Source organism: Methylomagnum ishizawai, from assembly GCF_900155475.1.
GTDB lineage: Bacteria > Pseudomonadota > Gammaproteobacteria > Methylococcales > Methylococcaceae > Methylomagnum > Methylomagnum ishizawai_A.
In genome coordinates this window covers 1,509,121-1,523,629 of record NZ_FXAM01000001.1, presented here as the reverse complement: position 1 = coordinate 1,523,629, position 14,509 = coordinate 1,509,121, and the positions used below count along the sequence as shown (strand labels likewise).

At 66.2% G+C, this 14,509-nt stretch carries 17 protein-coding genes; all 17 read right to left on the bottom strand.

What is annotated here, in order from left to right:
• Window positions 1-115: 115 nt before the first annotated feature.
• The 17 genes from B9N93_RS06940 to B9N93_RS06860 are packed head-to-tail and all read right to left on the bottom strand — an operon-like array spanning window position 116 to window position 14,503.
• Complete coding sequence (locus B9N93_RS06940) at window positions 116-1,552, bottom strand: hypothetical protein (protein WP_085212148.1); 1,437 nt, start codon at window positions 1,550-1,552, stop codon at window positions 116-118.
• Window positions 1,553-1,563: 11 nt separating this feature from the next.
• Window positions 1,564-2,091: a hypothetical protein gene (locus B9N93_RS06935; RefSeq protein WP_085212146.1), complete on the bottom strand. Its 528-nt coding sequence runs from the start codon at window positions 2,089-2,091 to the stop codon at window positions 1,564-1,566.
• A 3-nt stretch (window positions 2,092-2,094) separates the two neighbouring features.
• The gene (locus tag B9N93_RS06930; protein WP_085212144.1) at window positions 2,095-2,514 is read right to left on the bottom strand and encodes a hypothetical protein; all 420 of its coding nucleotides are present in this window, start codon (window positions 2,512-2,514) and stop codon (window positions 2,095-2,097) included.
• 1 nt (window position 2,515) lies between these two features.
• Window positions 2,516-2,962 carry a GNAT family N-acetyltransferase gene (locus B9N93_RS06925; protein WP_085212142.1) on the bottom strand — a complete coding sequence of 149 codons (447 nt, stop codon included), beginning with the start codon at window positions 2,960-2,962 and terminating at the stop codon, window positions 2,516-2,518.
• Between the two features lie 11 nt (window positions 2,963-2,973).
• Window positions 2,974-3,534 (bottom strand): hypothetical protein, encoded by a 561-nt coding sequence (locus B9N93_RS06920; RefSeq protein WP_085212140.1) that lies wholly within the window; start codon window positions 3,532-3,534, stop codon window positions 2,974-2,976.
• A 60-nt stretch (window positions 3,535-3,594) separates the two neighbouring features.
• Window positions 3,595-4,437, bottom strand: a complete 843-nt coding sequence (locus B9N93_RS06915; RefSeq protein ID WP_085212138.1) for a hypothetical protein — start codon at window positions 4,435-4,437, stop codon at window positions 3,595-3,597.
• Window positions 4,434-6,761, bottom strand: coding sequence for a hypothetical protein (locus B9N93_RS06910; protein ID WP_085212136.1), 2,328 nt, complete (start codon window positions 6,759-6,761; stop codon window positions 4,434-4,436). Before B9N93_RS06910 ends, B9N93_RS06915 begins: the two co-directional genes overlap by 4 nt.
• The gene (locus B9N93_RS06905; protein WP_085212133.1) at window positions 6,761-7,216 is read right to left on the bottom strand and encodes a phage adaptor protein; all 456 of its coding nucleotides are present in this window, start codon (window positions 7,214-7,216) and stop codon (window positions 6,761-6,763) included. The genes B9N93_RS06910 and B9N93_RS06905 overlap by 1 nt, the downstream gene beginning before the upstream one ends.
• A 16-nt stretch (window positions 7,217-7,232) precedes the next feature.
• Window positions 7,233-10,121 carry a phage adaptor protein gene (locus tag B9N93_RS06900; RefSeq protein ID WP_085212131.1) on the bottom strand — a complete coding sequence of 963 codons (2,889 nt, stop codon included), beginning with the start codon at window positions 10,119-10,121 and terminating at the stop codon, window positions 7,233-7,235.
• Window positions 10,118-10,732, bottom strand: a complete 615-nt coding sequence (locus B9N93_RS06895) for a phage adaptor protein (protein WP_085212129.1) — start codon at window positions 10,730-10,732, stop codon at window positions 10,118-10,120. The genes B9N93_RS06900 and B9N93_RS06895 overlap by 4 nt, the downstream gene beginning before the upstream one ends.
• A 4-nt stretch (window positions 10,733-10,736) precedes the next feature.
• A complete protein-coding gene (locus B9N93_RS06890) occupies window positions 10,737-11,342 on the bottom strand; it encodes a phage adaptor protein (RefSeq protein WP_085212127.1) in 606 nt (201 codons plus the stop codon).
• The gene (locus tag B9N93_RS06885; RefSeq protein WP_085212125.1) at window positions 11,339-11,695 is read right to left on the bottom strand and encodes a hypothetical protein; all 357 of its coding nucleotides are present in this window, start codon (window positions 11,693-11,695) and stop codon (window positions 11,339-11,341) included. The genes B9N93_RS06890 and B9N93_RS06885 overlap by 4 nt, the downstream gene beginning before the upstream one ends.
• 5 nt (window positions 11,696-11,700) lie before the next feature.
• A complete protein-coding gene (locus B9N93_RS06880; RefSeq protein WP_085212123.1) occupies window positions 11,701-12,339 on the bottom strand; it encodes a hypothetical protein in 639 nt (212 codons plus the stop codon).
• Window positions 12,340-12,342: 3 nt separating this feature from the next.
• Window positions 12,343-12,789, bottom strand: a complete 447-nt coding sequence (locus B9N93_RS06875; RefSeq protein ID WP_085212121.1) for a hypothetical protein — start codon at window positions 12,787-12,789, stop codon at window positions 12,343-12,345.
• Window positions 12,790-12,801: 12 nt separating this feature from the next.
• Window positions 12,802-13,440 carry a hypothetical protein gene (locus B9N93_RS06870; RefSeq protein ID WP_085212118.1) on the bottom strand — a complete coding sequence of 213 codons (639 nt, stop codon included), beginning with the start codon at window positions 13,438-13,440 and terminating at the stop codon, window positions 12,802-12,804.
• 3 nt (window positions 13,441-13,443) lie between these two features.
• Entirely contained in the window at window positions 13,444-14,016 is a 573-nt protein-coding gene (locus tag B9N93_RS26695; protein WP_085212116.1) for a cell division protein ZapB, read from the bottom strand.
• Between the two features lie 43 nt (window positions 14,017-14,059).
• Window positions 14,060-14,503 (bottom strand): hypothetical protein, encoded by a 444-nt coding sequence (locus B9N93_RS06860; protein ID WP_085212114.1) that lies wholly within the window; start codon window positions 14,501-14,503, stop codon window positions 14,060-14,062.
• Window positions 14,504-14,509: the final 6 nt, after the last annotated feature.

Sequence of the window (14,509 nt, the reverse complement as noted above, 5' to 3'; positions counted from 1 at the left end):
GAACCCCTTGGTTCAGAAATCGATTCGCGCCGTCATCCCGGCATGGATGCCGGAATCCAGCGTCCAGGGAAGGCACACCATCCGCTATCGCCGTGTATAGATAGGCATTATCGGATCACGGCAAATCCACCCATTTCCCGCCCTTATAAACCGCCTGGTTCCCCTGCCCATCCTGGTAAACCTCCCCCTCCTGGTAGTCCCCTGAATCCTTGGATTGGCCCCCGCCCAAATCCCGCACCACGGCCCCATAAATCTGTTCCGCCGTGGCGTTCGGATACCGCGCCCGGTACTTCCCGGCCAACACCCGGCTTTGGTCCATCAATTCCCGCTGATCCTTGGCAACGCCCTCCAAACTATCGGCGGCGAAGCGCTTGTTCAAAAGGTCGTGGACCGATTTCAGCACCTTGTCGTGGGTTCCCGCCTCCGCCAGGTGCTTGACCGCCTCCGCCCGCTTGTTCGTGGCCTCGGCCTGTTTCAGTTCGATCTCCGCCGCCTCCTTCGGCGGGGTCCGGCCCACCAGCATCGTATCGAACCCCGCCTTGAACTTGGGGTCCGTCAGGTACCGATGCTGGATTTGCAGCAACGCCGCCGCGTGCCCGCTGACATCGTTGCCATCCAGCACAAGCGCCGGATCGTCGGGATGACTGGTGCCATACAACGACAACGGCGCTTCGTAGGTATAGAGCTTCCCGTCCGGTGCCTTCACCGTCGAAGCCACCCCGAAGACGAACCTCCCCGATGGGTTCCCCGCGTCGTCCGGGACGGGAATCACCCGGCTTAGCCGTTTGTCCACCACTTCCCCCTTCACCCCGGCCACCGGCTTGCCATCCGCCCCCACCGCCTGCACGCCCGGCAGGTCGATCCGGTCGCCGATCCCCCGCTGTAGCCGCGCCCCGAACATCCCGTTCGCCGCGTCGAGGGCTTCCGGCGCATTCGGGTCCAGCTTGCCGTCATGCACCGCGGTGAAGGTCCGCAGCAGCCCGTCCACCTGGCCATCGGCGAAGCCCATCGGGTCGATGCCGGTCGCGGTCTTCAAGGTCTGGTAATAATCCTCGGCGCTGTTCGGATCGATCAACCCGCCCTGCATCTGGGTCAGGATGTTCATGGATTTCCGCACCGCCAGCGCCTTTTCGGTCTCGGCCTGCGCCTGCCGGGCCTTCGCCAGTTCCAGTTCCGCGCCCTGCTGCTGCAAGGGGAATAGCGCCCGCTCCCGCCCCAATTTCTCGCTGGTGACTTGGTTCTCGAACGCCTGTTGCTGTTGCGTCTGCTTGAACTTGGACTCGTCCAAGCCCAACGCCTGGGCCGCGATGCCGATTTGCCGCTCGGACTGCCCCTCCCGCGCCTGGGCCTGCCGGGTTTGCTCGGCCAACTGGTCTTGCTGCAACCGCAAGGCTTGGCCCCTCAAGCCTTGGCTGAACGCCTGTTCCTGCTCGGCCCGCGCATCCGCCCGGCCCTGGAGGTCCAGCGCGGCCTTCCGCAACGACATCTGGTCCCCCAATTCCAGCCCCTGGGCCAAGCCTTGGACCAAACCCGCACCCATCGAACCGTTCATGCCTCTGCCTCCTAAAGCAGTGCCGCCAGCCAAGACCAAGCAGCCCCAGCGGCATTACCAACCGCGTAAGCGCCATTTACCAATGCCGTGCCCAGGCCCGTCGAACTGGCCGTAGTGCCGCCCGCAGTTCCCGCCGTACCCCCTGCCGTAACACCGCCCGCGTTCGCCAAACCCGGCGTCAACGCCGCTTGCCCGGCAGCGGTGGCCTGGGGCGACAGCACCAAGGCATTCCCGCCCGCCGTCATCCCGGTCAGGCCGGTTCCGGCACCCGTCGCGCCCAGCCCGCCCGTGGTCAATCCGCCGGTGATACCGCCGCCCGCGCCAGTCATGGCCAAGCCAGCGCCGTTCAACGTTTGGCCCAGCACGTAGCTCGCCGCCACCCCGCCCAGCGTCCCCAACCCCTGCCCCAACGCCTGGCCCCGCTGCCCCCGCAAGGCCCGGTTGGTGTTCGCCCGCTGCGTTTCCTGCGCGGAAAGCTCTCCCATGCTCTGCAAGGCCTGCCCGCGCAAGCCCCGCCCCATATCGACGATCCCCGGCATGGCCTAACCCCCCATCTGGATACCACGCCCGGCGGACGACAACGTGCCGCCCCCCACCAGCGCCGTATCGGTGTCCAACACCCCCTGCCGCACCGCGTTCCGATTGGCCACCAGGGCGCTGGCCCGCCCCAGGTCGAACTGACGGTCCGCCGCCGTCCGCTGCTCGGGCGTCAACACGAGGCCGCGCCGGGACGAATCCAGGTCGAACCCGGCCCGCTGGGCATCGAACGCCTTGCCCACCGTGTCCGCCGCCGCGTCGGCCTGGCGGTTGGCGTCCAAGCCATCCATGAGCAACGTGTTCGCAAGCGTGCGCTGGACCGGCGCGAACCGCTGCTGGTAATCGTCCCAAAGGTTCCGCGCCACCCCCGCGAACCGGGCGCTCTGCGCGAATTCCTGCTTCGTCCCGCCACCATCGCCGCACATCTCAAACCTCCATCGCGAACAAAGCCCCGACCCGCCGGAAGCCCAGCTTGGCGTACAGCGCTTCCGCGCCCGCCCCCGCCCCGCCCGTGGACACCCCCGGCCTGATCTGCTTGGCCCCGGCCTGTTGGGCCCACGCCACGAACGCCTTGGCCAACACCCAAGCCGCCCGCGACCCCCGCGCCTCCGGGGCCACGAACACCCCGTAGTCGTGGGCCATCAAATCGGCCCCGAAGCAGCACCGGGACAGATACCCGGCATAGCCGCCGACGACGCGCCCCTCCCGCTCGTACACCGCCAGGAATTGCCCCTGGCCCAGCAGTTCCAGGAAGGTCGCCGCCATGATGTTCTCGTTGAAATCCAACCCGGCGAACCCGCTTTCCGCGTGCATCGCCTTCGCCAAGCCCACCAGGGCGGGCACATCCATCACCGTGGCCGACCGGACACCCATGATCCCGCCCCCTATTTCAACGCCGACGCCAAGGCCAGCCCGCCCACCGTGCCGACGCCCCGGCCCACGGCCAAATCGTTGGCCGTGTCGTATTCGAGCTGGGATTGGGCGCGGGAGGCCTCCTGTCCGGCCAGGGCCGCCATGGAGGCGTCGGCCTGCCCCGCCTGCCCGTTGCCCAACCCCACCCCGTTGATGAGTCCCGCCAAATACCGGGTCCGCTGCCCCATCTCCGCGCCGACCCCGGCGGAGGCCACCGCATCCCCGCCCGCGCTCCTCAGCGCGGCGGAACGCATGACCGCCGCCCCGCTCCCCGCGCCCACGCCGGACACCCCCAGGTCGCGCCGCGCGGCTTGGAGCTTGGGGGAAAGCGCCCGCACCACCCCGCTCTCGGCCAACCCGCCGGCCCGGTCGGTTTGGAACGGGCTACCCAGGTTATCCACGCGGCTGATGTATTGATTTTCCAGCGGCTTGAAATCCCGGTTATACAAATGCAGCTTATTCTCGGCGATGTCCGCCAAAGCCGCTTGATACGGGGATTCCTTTTGCTCGGAACGTCGGGTGGTACCGCACATAGATTCACCTCGTCTTGGGCAGGCATTCCCATGGATAGAAGAGCCGTTCGCGGACCGAAACTACGCCGTCCACGCCATCAGCGCCGCCCCGAAGGTGGACAGGGCCGCATCCGGCGCGGCCTGCCCCACCATCACCAGATAATCCCCCGCCGCCGTGGTGTAATCGCCGCTCCAGTCGAACGAAAACGCCCCGGCGGCATCGATGGCGAAGCCGCCCACCGCCCGGACCGCCCCGGTGCCGTCGTAGATCGTCAAAGCCACCGTGTAGGGTGCCGCCGGGTTGGCCCCGGCCACGCGCCCCACCGATCCCGCCAGCCCGGCCTTGAACAGGCGGGCCGACTCGAACACCTCGATCCCGAACACCTGGCCCCCCACGGGCGTCCCGGCGAACCCCACCCGCACCGGGCGTTGATTCACCACGGCGGGCAAATCCGCCACCACCAAACCCCGGAACCCCGCCACCGCCGCGCCACCCGCGGCGGGACCGGCGAACACCGCGTTCGCCGCCCGGTCCGCGTCCAGGAAGGCTTCCAGCGCCGCCACCCGCGCCACCAGTTCATCGAAATCCCGGTCCTCCAAGTCCTCGACCCGCTGGTCGGCCAGCCCCTCCTCGTCCTCGGCCTCGACCGCGATGCGCTGCTGCAACTCGTCGTCCAGCATGTCCTGGTTGATGGCCCCGCGCAGCATCGCCAGCACCTCCGCCCGCGAAACCGTCTGCGTCACCGTCTGCGCCGCCGATTTCAACCCGGCCAAGGCTTCCTGCAACCGGGATTCCGTCACCGCCGTGCCCGCCGTCCCGCCACGCTGGCCCAACAGGGTTTGCAGCGCTTCCCGCACCCGGTGCCCGAACTGCGGGTCCGTGGGCTGCGGAAGGCCGGGAATCTTGGGCGGGCGGGCGCTCATCCCGCCAACTCCGCCATCGTCGAAGCCACCACCGCCTGCCGCACCTGCACGGTGCCGCCGATTTCAACCTCAAACCCAAACGCCCGGTAGCCGCCCGGCAACCGGAAGGCCCGGTTGTCCGCCACGCTCTGCGTCAATTTCAGCGCCCCATCGGCATACAGCTTGAACAACACCGGATAGGCCTCCGCATCCACCCGCGCACACAGTGGCGTCATGGCCGCATCGACCAGCGCCCGGCCCGACTTCCAAATAAAAGCCTTGGCCGCGCCTTCGTTCCACGCCCCCAGGTCGCCCCCGGCCACCACGAACAGCCGATCCGTGGCCGCATCGTTCCAGCACGCATCCGCCGCTACTTCCACCAGGGCGAGAAACCCGCCTTCCAGGTCGAACACAAACGCCGCGGGCGCTTCCCCGTCGTCGTAGAACCCCACATACCGGCCCTGCCAAAATCCACCCACTAGGGTTGAAGGCGCGAATGCCTGCCACTGCTCGCGGGTCAAAAGGCCCGCCGTTTCCAGCGCCGGGGCACCCGACCGGGTGGACATCAACCCATCCGGCGAAGCCCACATGGCCCAGCCGCCCATATCCACCACCGACCGCGCCGACACGCACGCCGCCCGCTCCCGGATCAACTCCGGCACCGCCGCCGCCGGATCGAAGCCCCGGCACAGATAGGGCCGTCCCTCCGTCAACACCAGCACGCCCCCATCCACCACCGCCAGCGCCACCACGGGCGCGGCCACGGTATAGCGGTAGGCCACCGGCCACGCATAGGGCACATCCGTCTCGGAAAACAGCACTTGGTTCCCGGCGAACCCGGCCAACACCCCGTTGGGCAACCCCGCCAGCCCTTGCAAATCGTCCGGCGGCGCATCCCACAACGTGGTTTCGATAGGGTCGCCCAGGTCTTCATCGGCCAAGGCGTCCACCCAATCCCCCACCGCCAAATCCAGCGTGGTCGCCAGCCGGAACGTCCCGGTCACGTCCGCCCGGTACAGCCGTTTTTGCGTGATGTTGTCGTAGCCGCTGGGCGCGGCGGTGGCCGTCGCGACCGACGCCTCCTGCCACGGGTACAGGTCGAGGGTATTCGAGACCAGTGACGGCGCGGACTCCTCACCCCAACCCGTCACCCAGGTTTGGACATAGGCCACCGACACCACCTCCGTATCCGCCTCACTCACGATCTCCGCCGTGGGCGTGGCCGGGGCACCGGTCAGGCCCACCGGCCAATGGCCGATCTTGCGGCCCAACTTCTCCGTGGGCTTGGCGTCGCGCCACTGCGCCGCGTTCCTCGGAATCTTGGCGACCAGGCGCAAATCCCCATCGCCATCGGTGCGGAACACCATCTTGCGGATGCCATGCGCCCCGTCCGGGAACGGCGTCGCGTAATCCTGCGCCATGCCGGACACCGCCACCGCGTCCGTATCCTTCACCCCAGCCACGGTCGCCGCCGCGCTCGCGTCCGTCCGCCACCACACCCCGCCCGCTCCCTGATAGAGCCAGCAATACACATAATCCCGGTCATGGGCCGCGTCCGGCACCGCGTCCACCACATCGACCCCCCACCCCGGCGTCGGCGCGGCGATCTTGGCGGGTTTGAACGCCGCCGTCTTTTTCCGCGTCCCCCGCGCGGCCCCGTCGTCGGTATAACCGTCGTCGTCATAGGCCAGCTTCTTGACCAGGACATAGGTGTCGGTGGCGGCGTCATACTCAAACAGGAACTTCCTGAAGCTATTGGCCTTCGCCGCCGCGCCCCCGGTCGGGAACACCGTGGGCGGCACCACGTCCAGTCCAAAGATATGGGCCGACCGCCCCGGCCCCACCATCACCGTGACTGGGGCCGACAGACCGCCCAAGGTGGCCCGGTGCGTCCAGCAATACACGAAGGTGCGCTCGACGCCATAACCCTCGGGCGCATCCTCGGCGACGGTCACGACCGGCGCGGCGTCCGGCGCGGGCACCCCCAGCCGGTGGAAGTTCACCGTGTCCACCGCGTAATCCCCGGCGATGTCCAGCAAGGCCGTGTTCGACTGCTTCGGATAATCCCCATCGGTCCAGAACACCCGGCCCGTGGCATCCGCCGCCACCACCCCCTCGACCACGTTCACCGGGTCCGTCCACAACAGCCACTTCCCGGAGGAATGCAGGAACAGGGTTGTCGCCGCGCCTACCCCGGCCAGGATCGTGGCCGGATCGCGCAGGGGTTCCAGCATCCCCCGCCGCAAATCCACATCCAGCGCCGTCTGGGCGAAGCCCGGCGGCAACTGGTGTGGCGCGACGCGGGGCGCTTCGCCCTTGAACCCGGAAAAGCGGATGAGTGGCATCAGCCGCCCAGCCCCGGCACGCCCGCGCCGCCCTGGTTCCGCAGATTCGGCGACCCGCGCAAATCGTTCACCGCCCGCACCTGTAGCGCTGCCCTATACTGCTCCCCGAACCCCCGCGCCACATCGAACCGTTGCGCCTTCTCCGCCGCCCGCATCAGCATGTAATACAAGGCCGCGTTGGCGTAGGCATCCGGCAAGGCGAAACCGCTGTCCAGACCGACGCAGGGCGTAGGATTCCGCACATAGACGATTTCGACATGGGCATCCTCCGTCGCGGGCGGATACACATAGAACAAGGTGGGCTTGCGCTCGTCGTACATATAGTTCTCGACCCTATCGGCGGGCGCATCCATCGGCCAATCCGGGCGGTAGGCACGGAGGGTCTCCATCTCGGTCAAGGCGATGCCCGGCCCCGGATCGAACCCGGCGGCGTCCAAAACAACCGTAACCGCCATCTTTTCCTCCCAAGGCTCAGCGGATGGCGACCAGGGAGCGGGGATGATCCCCCGCATCCACCCCGGCATCCGGCAGGATCGACCAAGCCGCGCTGCCAGTCTGGCGATAAAGCCGTCCGCCGCCGATCATGACGAAACTGTCCGCCACGGGCTGGATACCTTCGTAATAGTCCGTGGCGGGACTATCCGCATCCCACATATTCCAAGAATATCCAAAATCGGGTACGCCCCCCACCCCATAGGAGACGGCGGGTAACGGAGTGCCCGAGCGTGGCACACCGATAAAGCCACCCGCCAGCCCACTACGTTGGGCGCGTAATACGTCCATCGGTACCGATGGGTCGGGGAAAGTGCTGTCTATCGTTGTGGCGCTATATACTTCCCAATTCATCCCATCCGTGGTGGATAACACCCCCGCCTTATCGGACAGGTATCGCACCGATATCCGGGGTACATTTTGTGGCAGTCCGATCAGTACCGTCCAGGATAACCGGATGGCGCTGACCTCGGTCAAGTCCACACCCGCCCCGGTGAATAGCGAGAAATTGAAGAACTGGAAACCGTTACCGGAATCTTGTCTTCTAATAGGGGCTTGCGTCCCGCTGACCGAATGGGAAACAGCCCCGCCACCACTCCAAATAGTCAAGGTGGCCGGTTGCGCTTCGGTATTCTCCACATAAATACCATTCCCCTCGGTAGCGGTCAGGTCGATAGCGCCAAGACCGGCGAATACGCCGTCGAAACCATCCGGGCCATTCCATAGGGATTCGATAGTCACCACTTCAAGCCCAAAGGTTTCCTCGACCGGGATAAAAGCCAAAGTCCCCAAACCGCCCGCCACCAGTGTGCAGGTGCGATCACCCAGGGTAACCGGATCGCCACCGAAGTACATACGCAGGCCGCGATACCCACCCAACGCGGTATCCACCACATCGTATACGCTTTCGTCGGCGGTGGTGGGGGTATCGCCGTCGAATACAATCACCTGCTCCAGGGGGGGTTCTTGAAAATTATCGATCAATAGCTTATCCGGCAATCCCCTGGTAGCCGAGATGGACGCCAGCGAAAATGAAGAATTTAGCCTATCCTCCGCGCCACAAACCACATTCAAAGCAATGGCGCTTATATTCGTGGGATCGATCCCCGCGAAAGAGGCGAACTCGAAAAACGGTTGGGCGGCCCCCGCTGTATAGGTATAACCACTGCTCGCCGTGTTGAAACCCGAGTCCGACCAAAGGGTCACCGTTATCATATCCCCGACATCGATGGAACGCACATCGAGATAGATACCCGTGGCCCCGTTCACAGTCAAATCCACGGCATCCAAACCCGTGAATGGCCCATGGTAGCTGTTACTGCCATTCCAATATACCGTGAACTCCTGGGTCGAAAAAGTTGACGAGAAAATGAGCAGGCCGCTCCCATTCTGCAATCCATGCCCAAAGCTTATCGCGTTTCCATCCACAAAAGTATGGAATGCGCTGGCATCTTCATAAACAATATCCCTTACGCCGCCCATGCAATCCAAACCCGTCCTACGCAAATTCGGGCATATCAGACTACCGACCACGCCGGGAGATTCGGTGTCGTAATAGAAAGGCGGTTGATCCTGGTCGGTAAGGGCCGGTCCCATCCCAAAACCAACCGGGGGATCGGGCCTATCGAAAGCATCCATGACCAACCCCAACCAAGGATTCGCCACCGGCTGGACAATCGCCAGGGTGGCGTCGTCATTGGCCGCGATGGACCGTCCAGCGGCCCCCACCTCGACATCATCCAAATGCACCGTGGCCGAACCTCCATGACTATTGGCCACCACGGTCCAGCCCTCGAAATCGGTGGTGCTTTGCAAAGCGACCAGCGGCCCGCTCATCAACGCGACCCAATAACCGAACGGCGAGTAGACCATATCCACTATCGGCAAGCTTTCCGTCAGCGCAGCATGGGCGGTCCAAGCGCCCAAGGGGTCGCTGGCCGAATAAACGGCCCCGGTGGCATCCGTGGCGAAAACCACCCAAAGCGGCCCGGCCCCGAACCGCACACAGGCGCTGTCGGGCGTCGCGATACCCGGCCCCGCGCCGACCACCGCCCAGGTTTGCCCATAGTCCGTGGAATAGGCCAACCCCATCCCGGCGGCTTCGGGCAGGTTGTACGCCGCCAGTATCCCGCCCGCCAAATCCGACGCCATCGACACGAAGGGCGGATTGACCCCGGCGGGATAGCCGATATGGGTATAGGTCGCCCCGAAGTCGGCGGTGAAAGCCAGCGTGCCCGGCGTCGCGATCAACAGGTTCGGCTCATTGGCATCGTCGTTGATGATCGTGCCAAACGCGGTGGCGACCGCTATCGTGGCCCCCACCGGATTGGATAGGGTCACGGCGAAGCCCTCGTCGCTTTCCACCGCCGTATCCCCCTGGACCGGCACCGTGATGACGCCGGAAGCTTGCCCGGCGGGGATCGTCAGCGTCCCGGCGGGGAAAACCCCATCGACGAAATCGGCGGCGTCCGCCGGATGCCCGCCCGACCCGGCCACGCCCCAATCGACAAAAACATCGCCCGCCGCCACGGCGGAAAGCGTCACGGCGAAGACGAAACCGGTCGCGCCGCCATCGCCCTCCACCCGGTCGGCATCGACCGCGGCGATAGCCAGGGATGGCACGGCGACGGCGCGGAGGTTGCGCGGCACATCCACCAGCCGGACCGCATCGTCCGGCAACACCTGGCGCACGCCGGGGTCCAGCCTGCCCACCGCGACCACGGTATTGGCCTCGGGCCGCAGGTTCACGATCTCCCGCTGGGCATCGTTCAGCCACGCCAACCACTCCGCCTCCGTGAACCGCGCATTGATCGAGTCCAACACCAACGTGGACGCCCGCGCCACCAACTCGCCCGCCGATACCGTCATCGCGCCGCCTCCGCCGCCATATCCACCTGGGCCTTGCCGCCCATCCGGTGATCGAACGCCGCCAGATACCCGGCCCCCACCGCCCGCGCCCTGGGGTCTTTCGAGAACGCCCGGAACAACACCCAATCCACCGCCGGACCCGCGTACAAATCCGGCAGCGGCCACGGGTCGGACAAGGACGCCATCGCCGCCGGAACCCTCGTATAGGCGCACAACACCCGCCCCGCGCCGGTATTCGGCGGGAACACCTCGAACACCGTGGGCGTGCGCGGATCATGGAAAAACCCCTTCACCGTGGCCGAGGCCACCGCCGCCGCCCATCCCGGATTGAACCGCTCCACCTCGGCCTTATCCAAATGCTGCACGCCCGGCCCGGCGGAATTACGGAGCAAATTCCAAAATCGCACCCCGCTGGCCGGAATGGTTTGCAGGGTGCCCACCACTAAGTCCATCTCCTCGATCACCACGGCCAAATCGGGCCGGAGGTTCGCCACCTCCCGCGCCGCCTCGTTGGCCCAGGCCAGCAACTCCGCATCCGGGTAATCCAGGCCGATCTGGTCCAACAAGACCCCCCGCGCCTGACCGATGATTCCGCCCGCCGTCATCGCCATACCGCTACGCCTCCGCCGTGGGCACCGGCTGCGCCATCGCGGCGTCCACCGGCACCTTGCCGCCCATCAAGGCTTGGAACAACTGGAAATACCCCGGCCCCTTGGCCCCCGCGATGTCCTTGGAAAACAACACCCCCAGCGCATAGGCCGCCAGCGCGGGCCGGAACGGCTCCGGTACCGGCACCGTGTCGGCGGTGGACGCCAAGGCCGCAGGCGTTTTCACGTAGACCAGGGGCACCGTCGCCCCCGCCATCGCGGGCGGAAATACCATGAACTGCCTGGGATTGCGCGGATCGAACAACACCGCCCGTGTCGCCCCCGCCGCCGCCGTCCGCCAATCCGGGTTCATCCGGTTCGCCATCTCCAAGTCACGCCGCTGCACCCCCAGGACATCGACGAAGGCCAACCCATCCGCCGGGATGTTTTGCAGATACCCGGCTACCAGGGCCACATCTTGATTGGTGGCGAACTGGTCGGGCCGCATCGCCACCACCGCCAGCACAGCCAGATTCAGCGCGGCCAGCCGCTCGGCGGCGCTCCAAAACGTCGCGGCGGTGTCGTTCAGCACCGGGCTGATGTCGTTGTCGATGATCGTGGCGGCGGTGGTCACAACGTCACCGCCAACTGGAACAGCGCCAACCGCTGCCCGTCCGTCAGCCCCAACGCCTGGGCGGCGGCAACGATCAAAGGATTCTGGGAATGGATTTGCGGGGCGTACTCATACTCGATCTGGGTCGGGCGCGGCTGGGTAGCGACATAAGCCTCGACCGCATCCAGCAAGCCGCTTTGCAACAAGGCGAGCCGGAACTGGCTGGGAGTCGCCACGATGCTATCCAAAGGCGACGGCATCGCCGGTAGTTCATCCCCCGGCAGGTAGCAATCCCAGGAATCATCCGCCTCCACATGGACGGCCAGGACCGGCTTGAGGGCGTCACGTTCGGCGGGTGTCTTGACGTTCTGCATGATGGTCAGGGTCCGGGATGGTGGATGATCGTCAATTCCTTGGTCGTCAGGGTTTCTCCCGCCGACCCGGCGTTCTTGTTGAAGGTGATACTGAGGTAGCTATTGTTCGCGGCGATGTCCGGGATCGTGGTATCGGTCGCGCCCACGGTGGACGTGCCGCCGCTGAACGAAGCGGTTGAGCCAATGGTCGTGACCCGGATCGACGTGGCCGAAACGATCTTGAGGCGCGGATTCTCGGCGGTATGGGTGTTGGTGGACCCATACCCAAGTGAAAAGACGCTGCTATCGGTGCCTATATCCCCGGTGCCGCCGAACCGGATATTCCGGGCGAACGCATCGGCGGTCCCCGATTTCACCGTGCGGATCACCAGCGACAAGGCATCCCCCACCCGCAGCGAATTGGCGGGGAACACGACCTGGGCCACCAGCGTGGCCCCGGCATAGGTGCCGACGAAATCGGTGGTGGTGTTGTAAACCTGCGTCGGACCGAGCAACCGCCACGCCGAACCATCGGAAAACCACAGGGAACCGAACCCCACACCGTAATCGGTGGCGCGGACGATCTGTCCGGCATAAGCGGCGGCGGGCAATGCCAGCAGCGCGGCAAGGGTCGTGGATAGAAATGCCTTGGGCGAGGAAATCATGGCCTACAACTCCGTCACGCGGGCGGCGCCATTGACCGCGCTCCAAATGGCGTCCACCCGGCCCGTATAGACCCCGGACGGCGGGCTCTCGTAGGTCTCGTTGGGATAGAGCCTGATACTGAAGGAGGTGCTGGAAGCCCCCACGCCGAACTTGAGGTACAAGATCGAGGCCGAGTCGTTGACGACGATGAGCCGATTGCGGCGGGCATTGGCGACCACCAAGACGACGCTGGTGGCGCTGGACGCCACATTGGCCAGGGTCGCGCTGGCAAGGCCGGTGGCCACGGAATCCACCACCTCGAACTCCGCCGCCCGCCCAGCGAAATAAGCCACGTCCGCCACGCCCACATCGGCGCAGAACGTCCCGTCCGCCCGCCCGGAAAAATAATATCGATGGCCATTGCCCGTCTCCACGCGGGCACCGCCCGACAACGCCCTCACCAGCACCATACCGCATCCCCGCTACCTGAAAACCGACCGCGTACCCAGCGGCCTACACGTCCACCCCTGCGCGACCACCGCCGCATAACTCCCGATATCGGCCTGGAACCTCCGCCCATGCCATAGCGCCAACTGCGGATTGCTCCAAGGTTTCCCCGGCACCGCCAACAACCGGGCCAAAGCCCCGTGCGCGATGGTTTCCGGGTAATCCGCCAGCAACCAATCCGGCACCGTGGCCGCTGTCGGGGTGGGTTCCAGCGTCGCGAAGACCTTCAACAGCCCCGCCCCGTCCCGCGCCGGGATCGGCACCAGGGCCAGCGTCCCCGGCCCCGGCACCAGATAATTCCGGGACTCCCCGCGCAAGCCCGTGTCCCAGGTTTCCCCGTAGGCCGCCAGGGCGTCCTCCCGCGTCATCGGCCCCAGCCGGGTATCGCCCAGCTTCGCCTCCTCGACCCGCGCAACGGTCGCCCCGACCGGCACCGGCAAGGCGTATTCCATCCACCCCGCCACCACATCCACCGGATCGAGCCAGGCCCGCCACACCCGCGCCTCGCGGCAGAACTGGACGCACGCCCGCCGGATGTCGAGCTTCGCCGCCAGGTCCGGGCAGCCCGGCACCGCTGGCAGCACATGGCCCAGGAAGTCTCCCGGCGTGGCCATGGCCTAGCCCCGCGCCATCAATGTGCTGGCGATTTGCGCCCGCATGTCCTTCGGGTACAGTTTCCCGTCCAGGTCCAACTGCAACTCCTGCTGCGCGAATTCCATCAGCGCCCGCTTGTCCATCCTGTCCAGGTCCGGCACCTGCGGGATGGGAAGGGTTTCCGGCGCGGGCGGGTCGGCGTTTGCGCCCGGTGCCAGCGGCTCCAACACCCCGGCCCGCGTCGGCCCGGCCTCCAACCGTTGTATCCGCTCCTCCAGCAAGGCTTTCTCCTGCCGCAGCAAATACACCTCCTCGCGCAGTTGCGCGTTTTCCTCCCGCAACCGCGCCACTTCCAAGCCGCTGGACGCGGCCTCCGCCAACAAGTCGGGTTGATCCCGGTCGGTCACGTCCTCCCAAATATCCGGGTAGGCCACCAGCCTCGCCGCGACATGCGGCGCGACCACCAACACCGCGCCGGGGCCGGGCCAATGCAGGTCGGTTCCCGCCACCGTATCGCGCCGTCCCCCCGGCTTGCTGCCGATGTACTTGATCCGCCGGGCCACATTCCCCGCGCCGCTTGCAACCACTGTGTTCATATACGCTCCAAAAACCCAAAAGGCGGGGAAACCCCCGCCCAGTTCAAGGTCGGCCCGTAGCCCGCCCTTCCACCTTGCCATAGACCGTGCCGGTCGCCCCCGTGCCGGGTCCGGTGGTGACGACGATGTTCAGGTAGGAATCCACATCGACCTGGACCGGCGGGAACAGCTCATAGGTCGTGGTCGCCGCCGCTTGCGCCCACGCCCCCGCCGCCTTCACCTGGGTATCGTCGCCGGAAGCCCCCTCCGTCCCATCGGCGGGCGCGAACCCGATCTTGGCCGCGAGGGCGGGGCTGCCGTTGCTGTCCAGGTCCGGGTTTTTGATGACCACGCGGTGGACCTCGGTCCCGGCGGGAATGAGTACCAACCGGATTTCGTCATCCTGGGCGGGCGCGGCGGATACCGCCACCCGCCCCGGATAAACCACCGCGCAGCCATCGCCGGGCGTGTAGACCGGCACCATCCGGTCCGTGTAATAAACCGTCATGGGGGC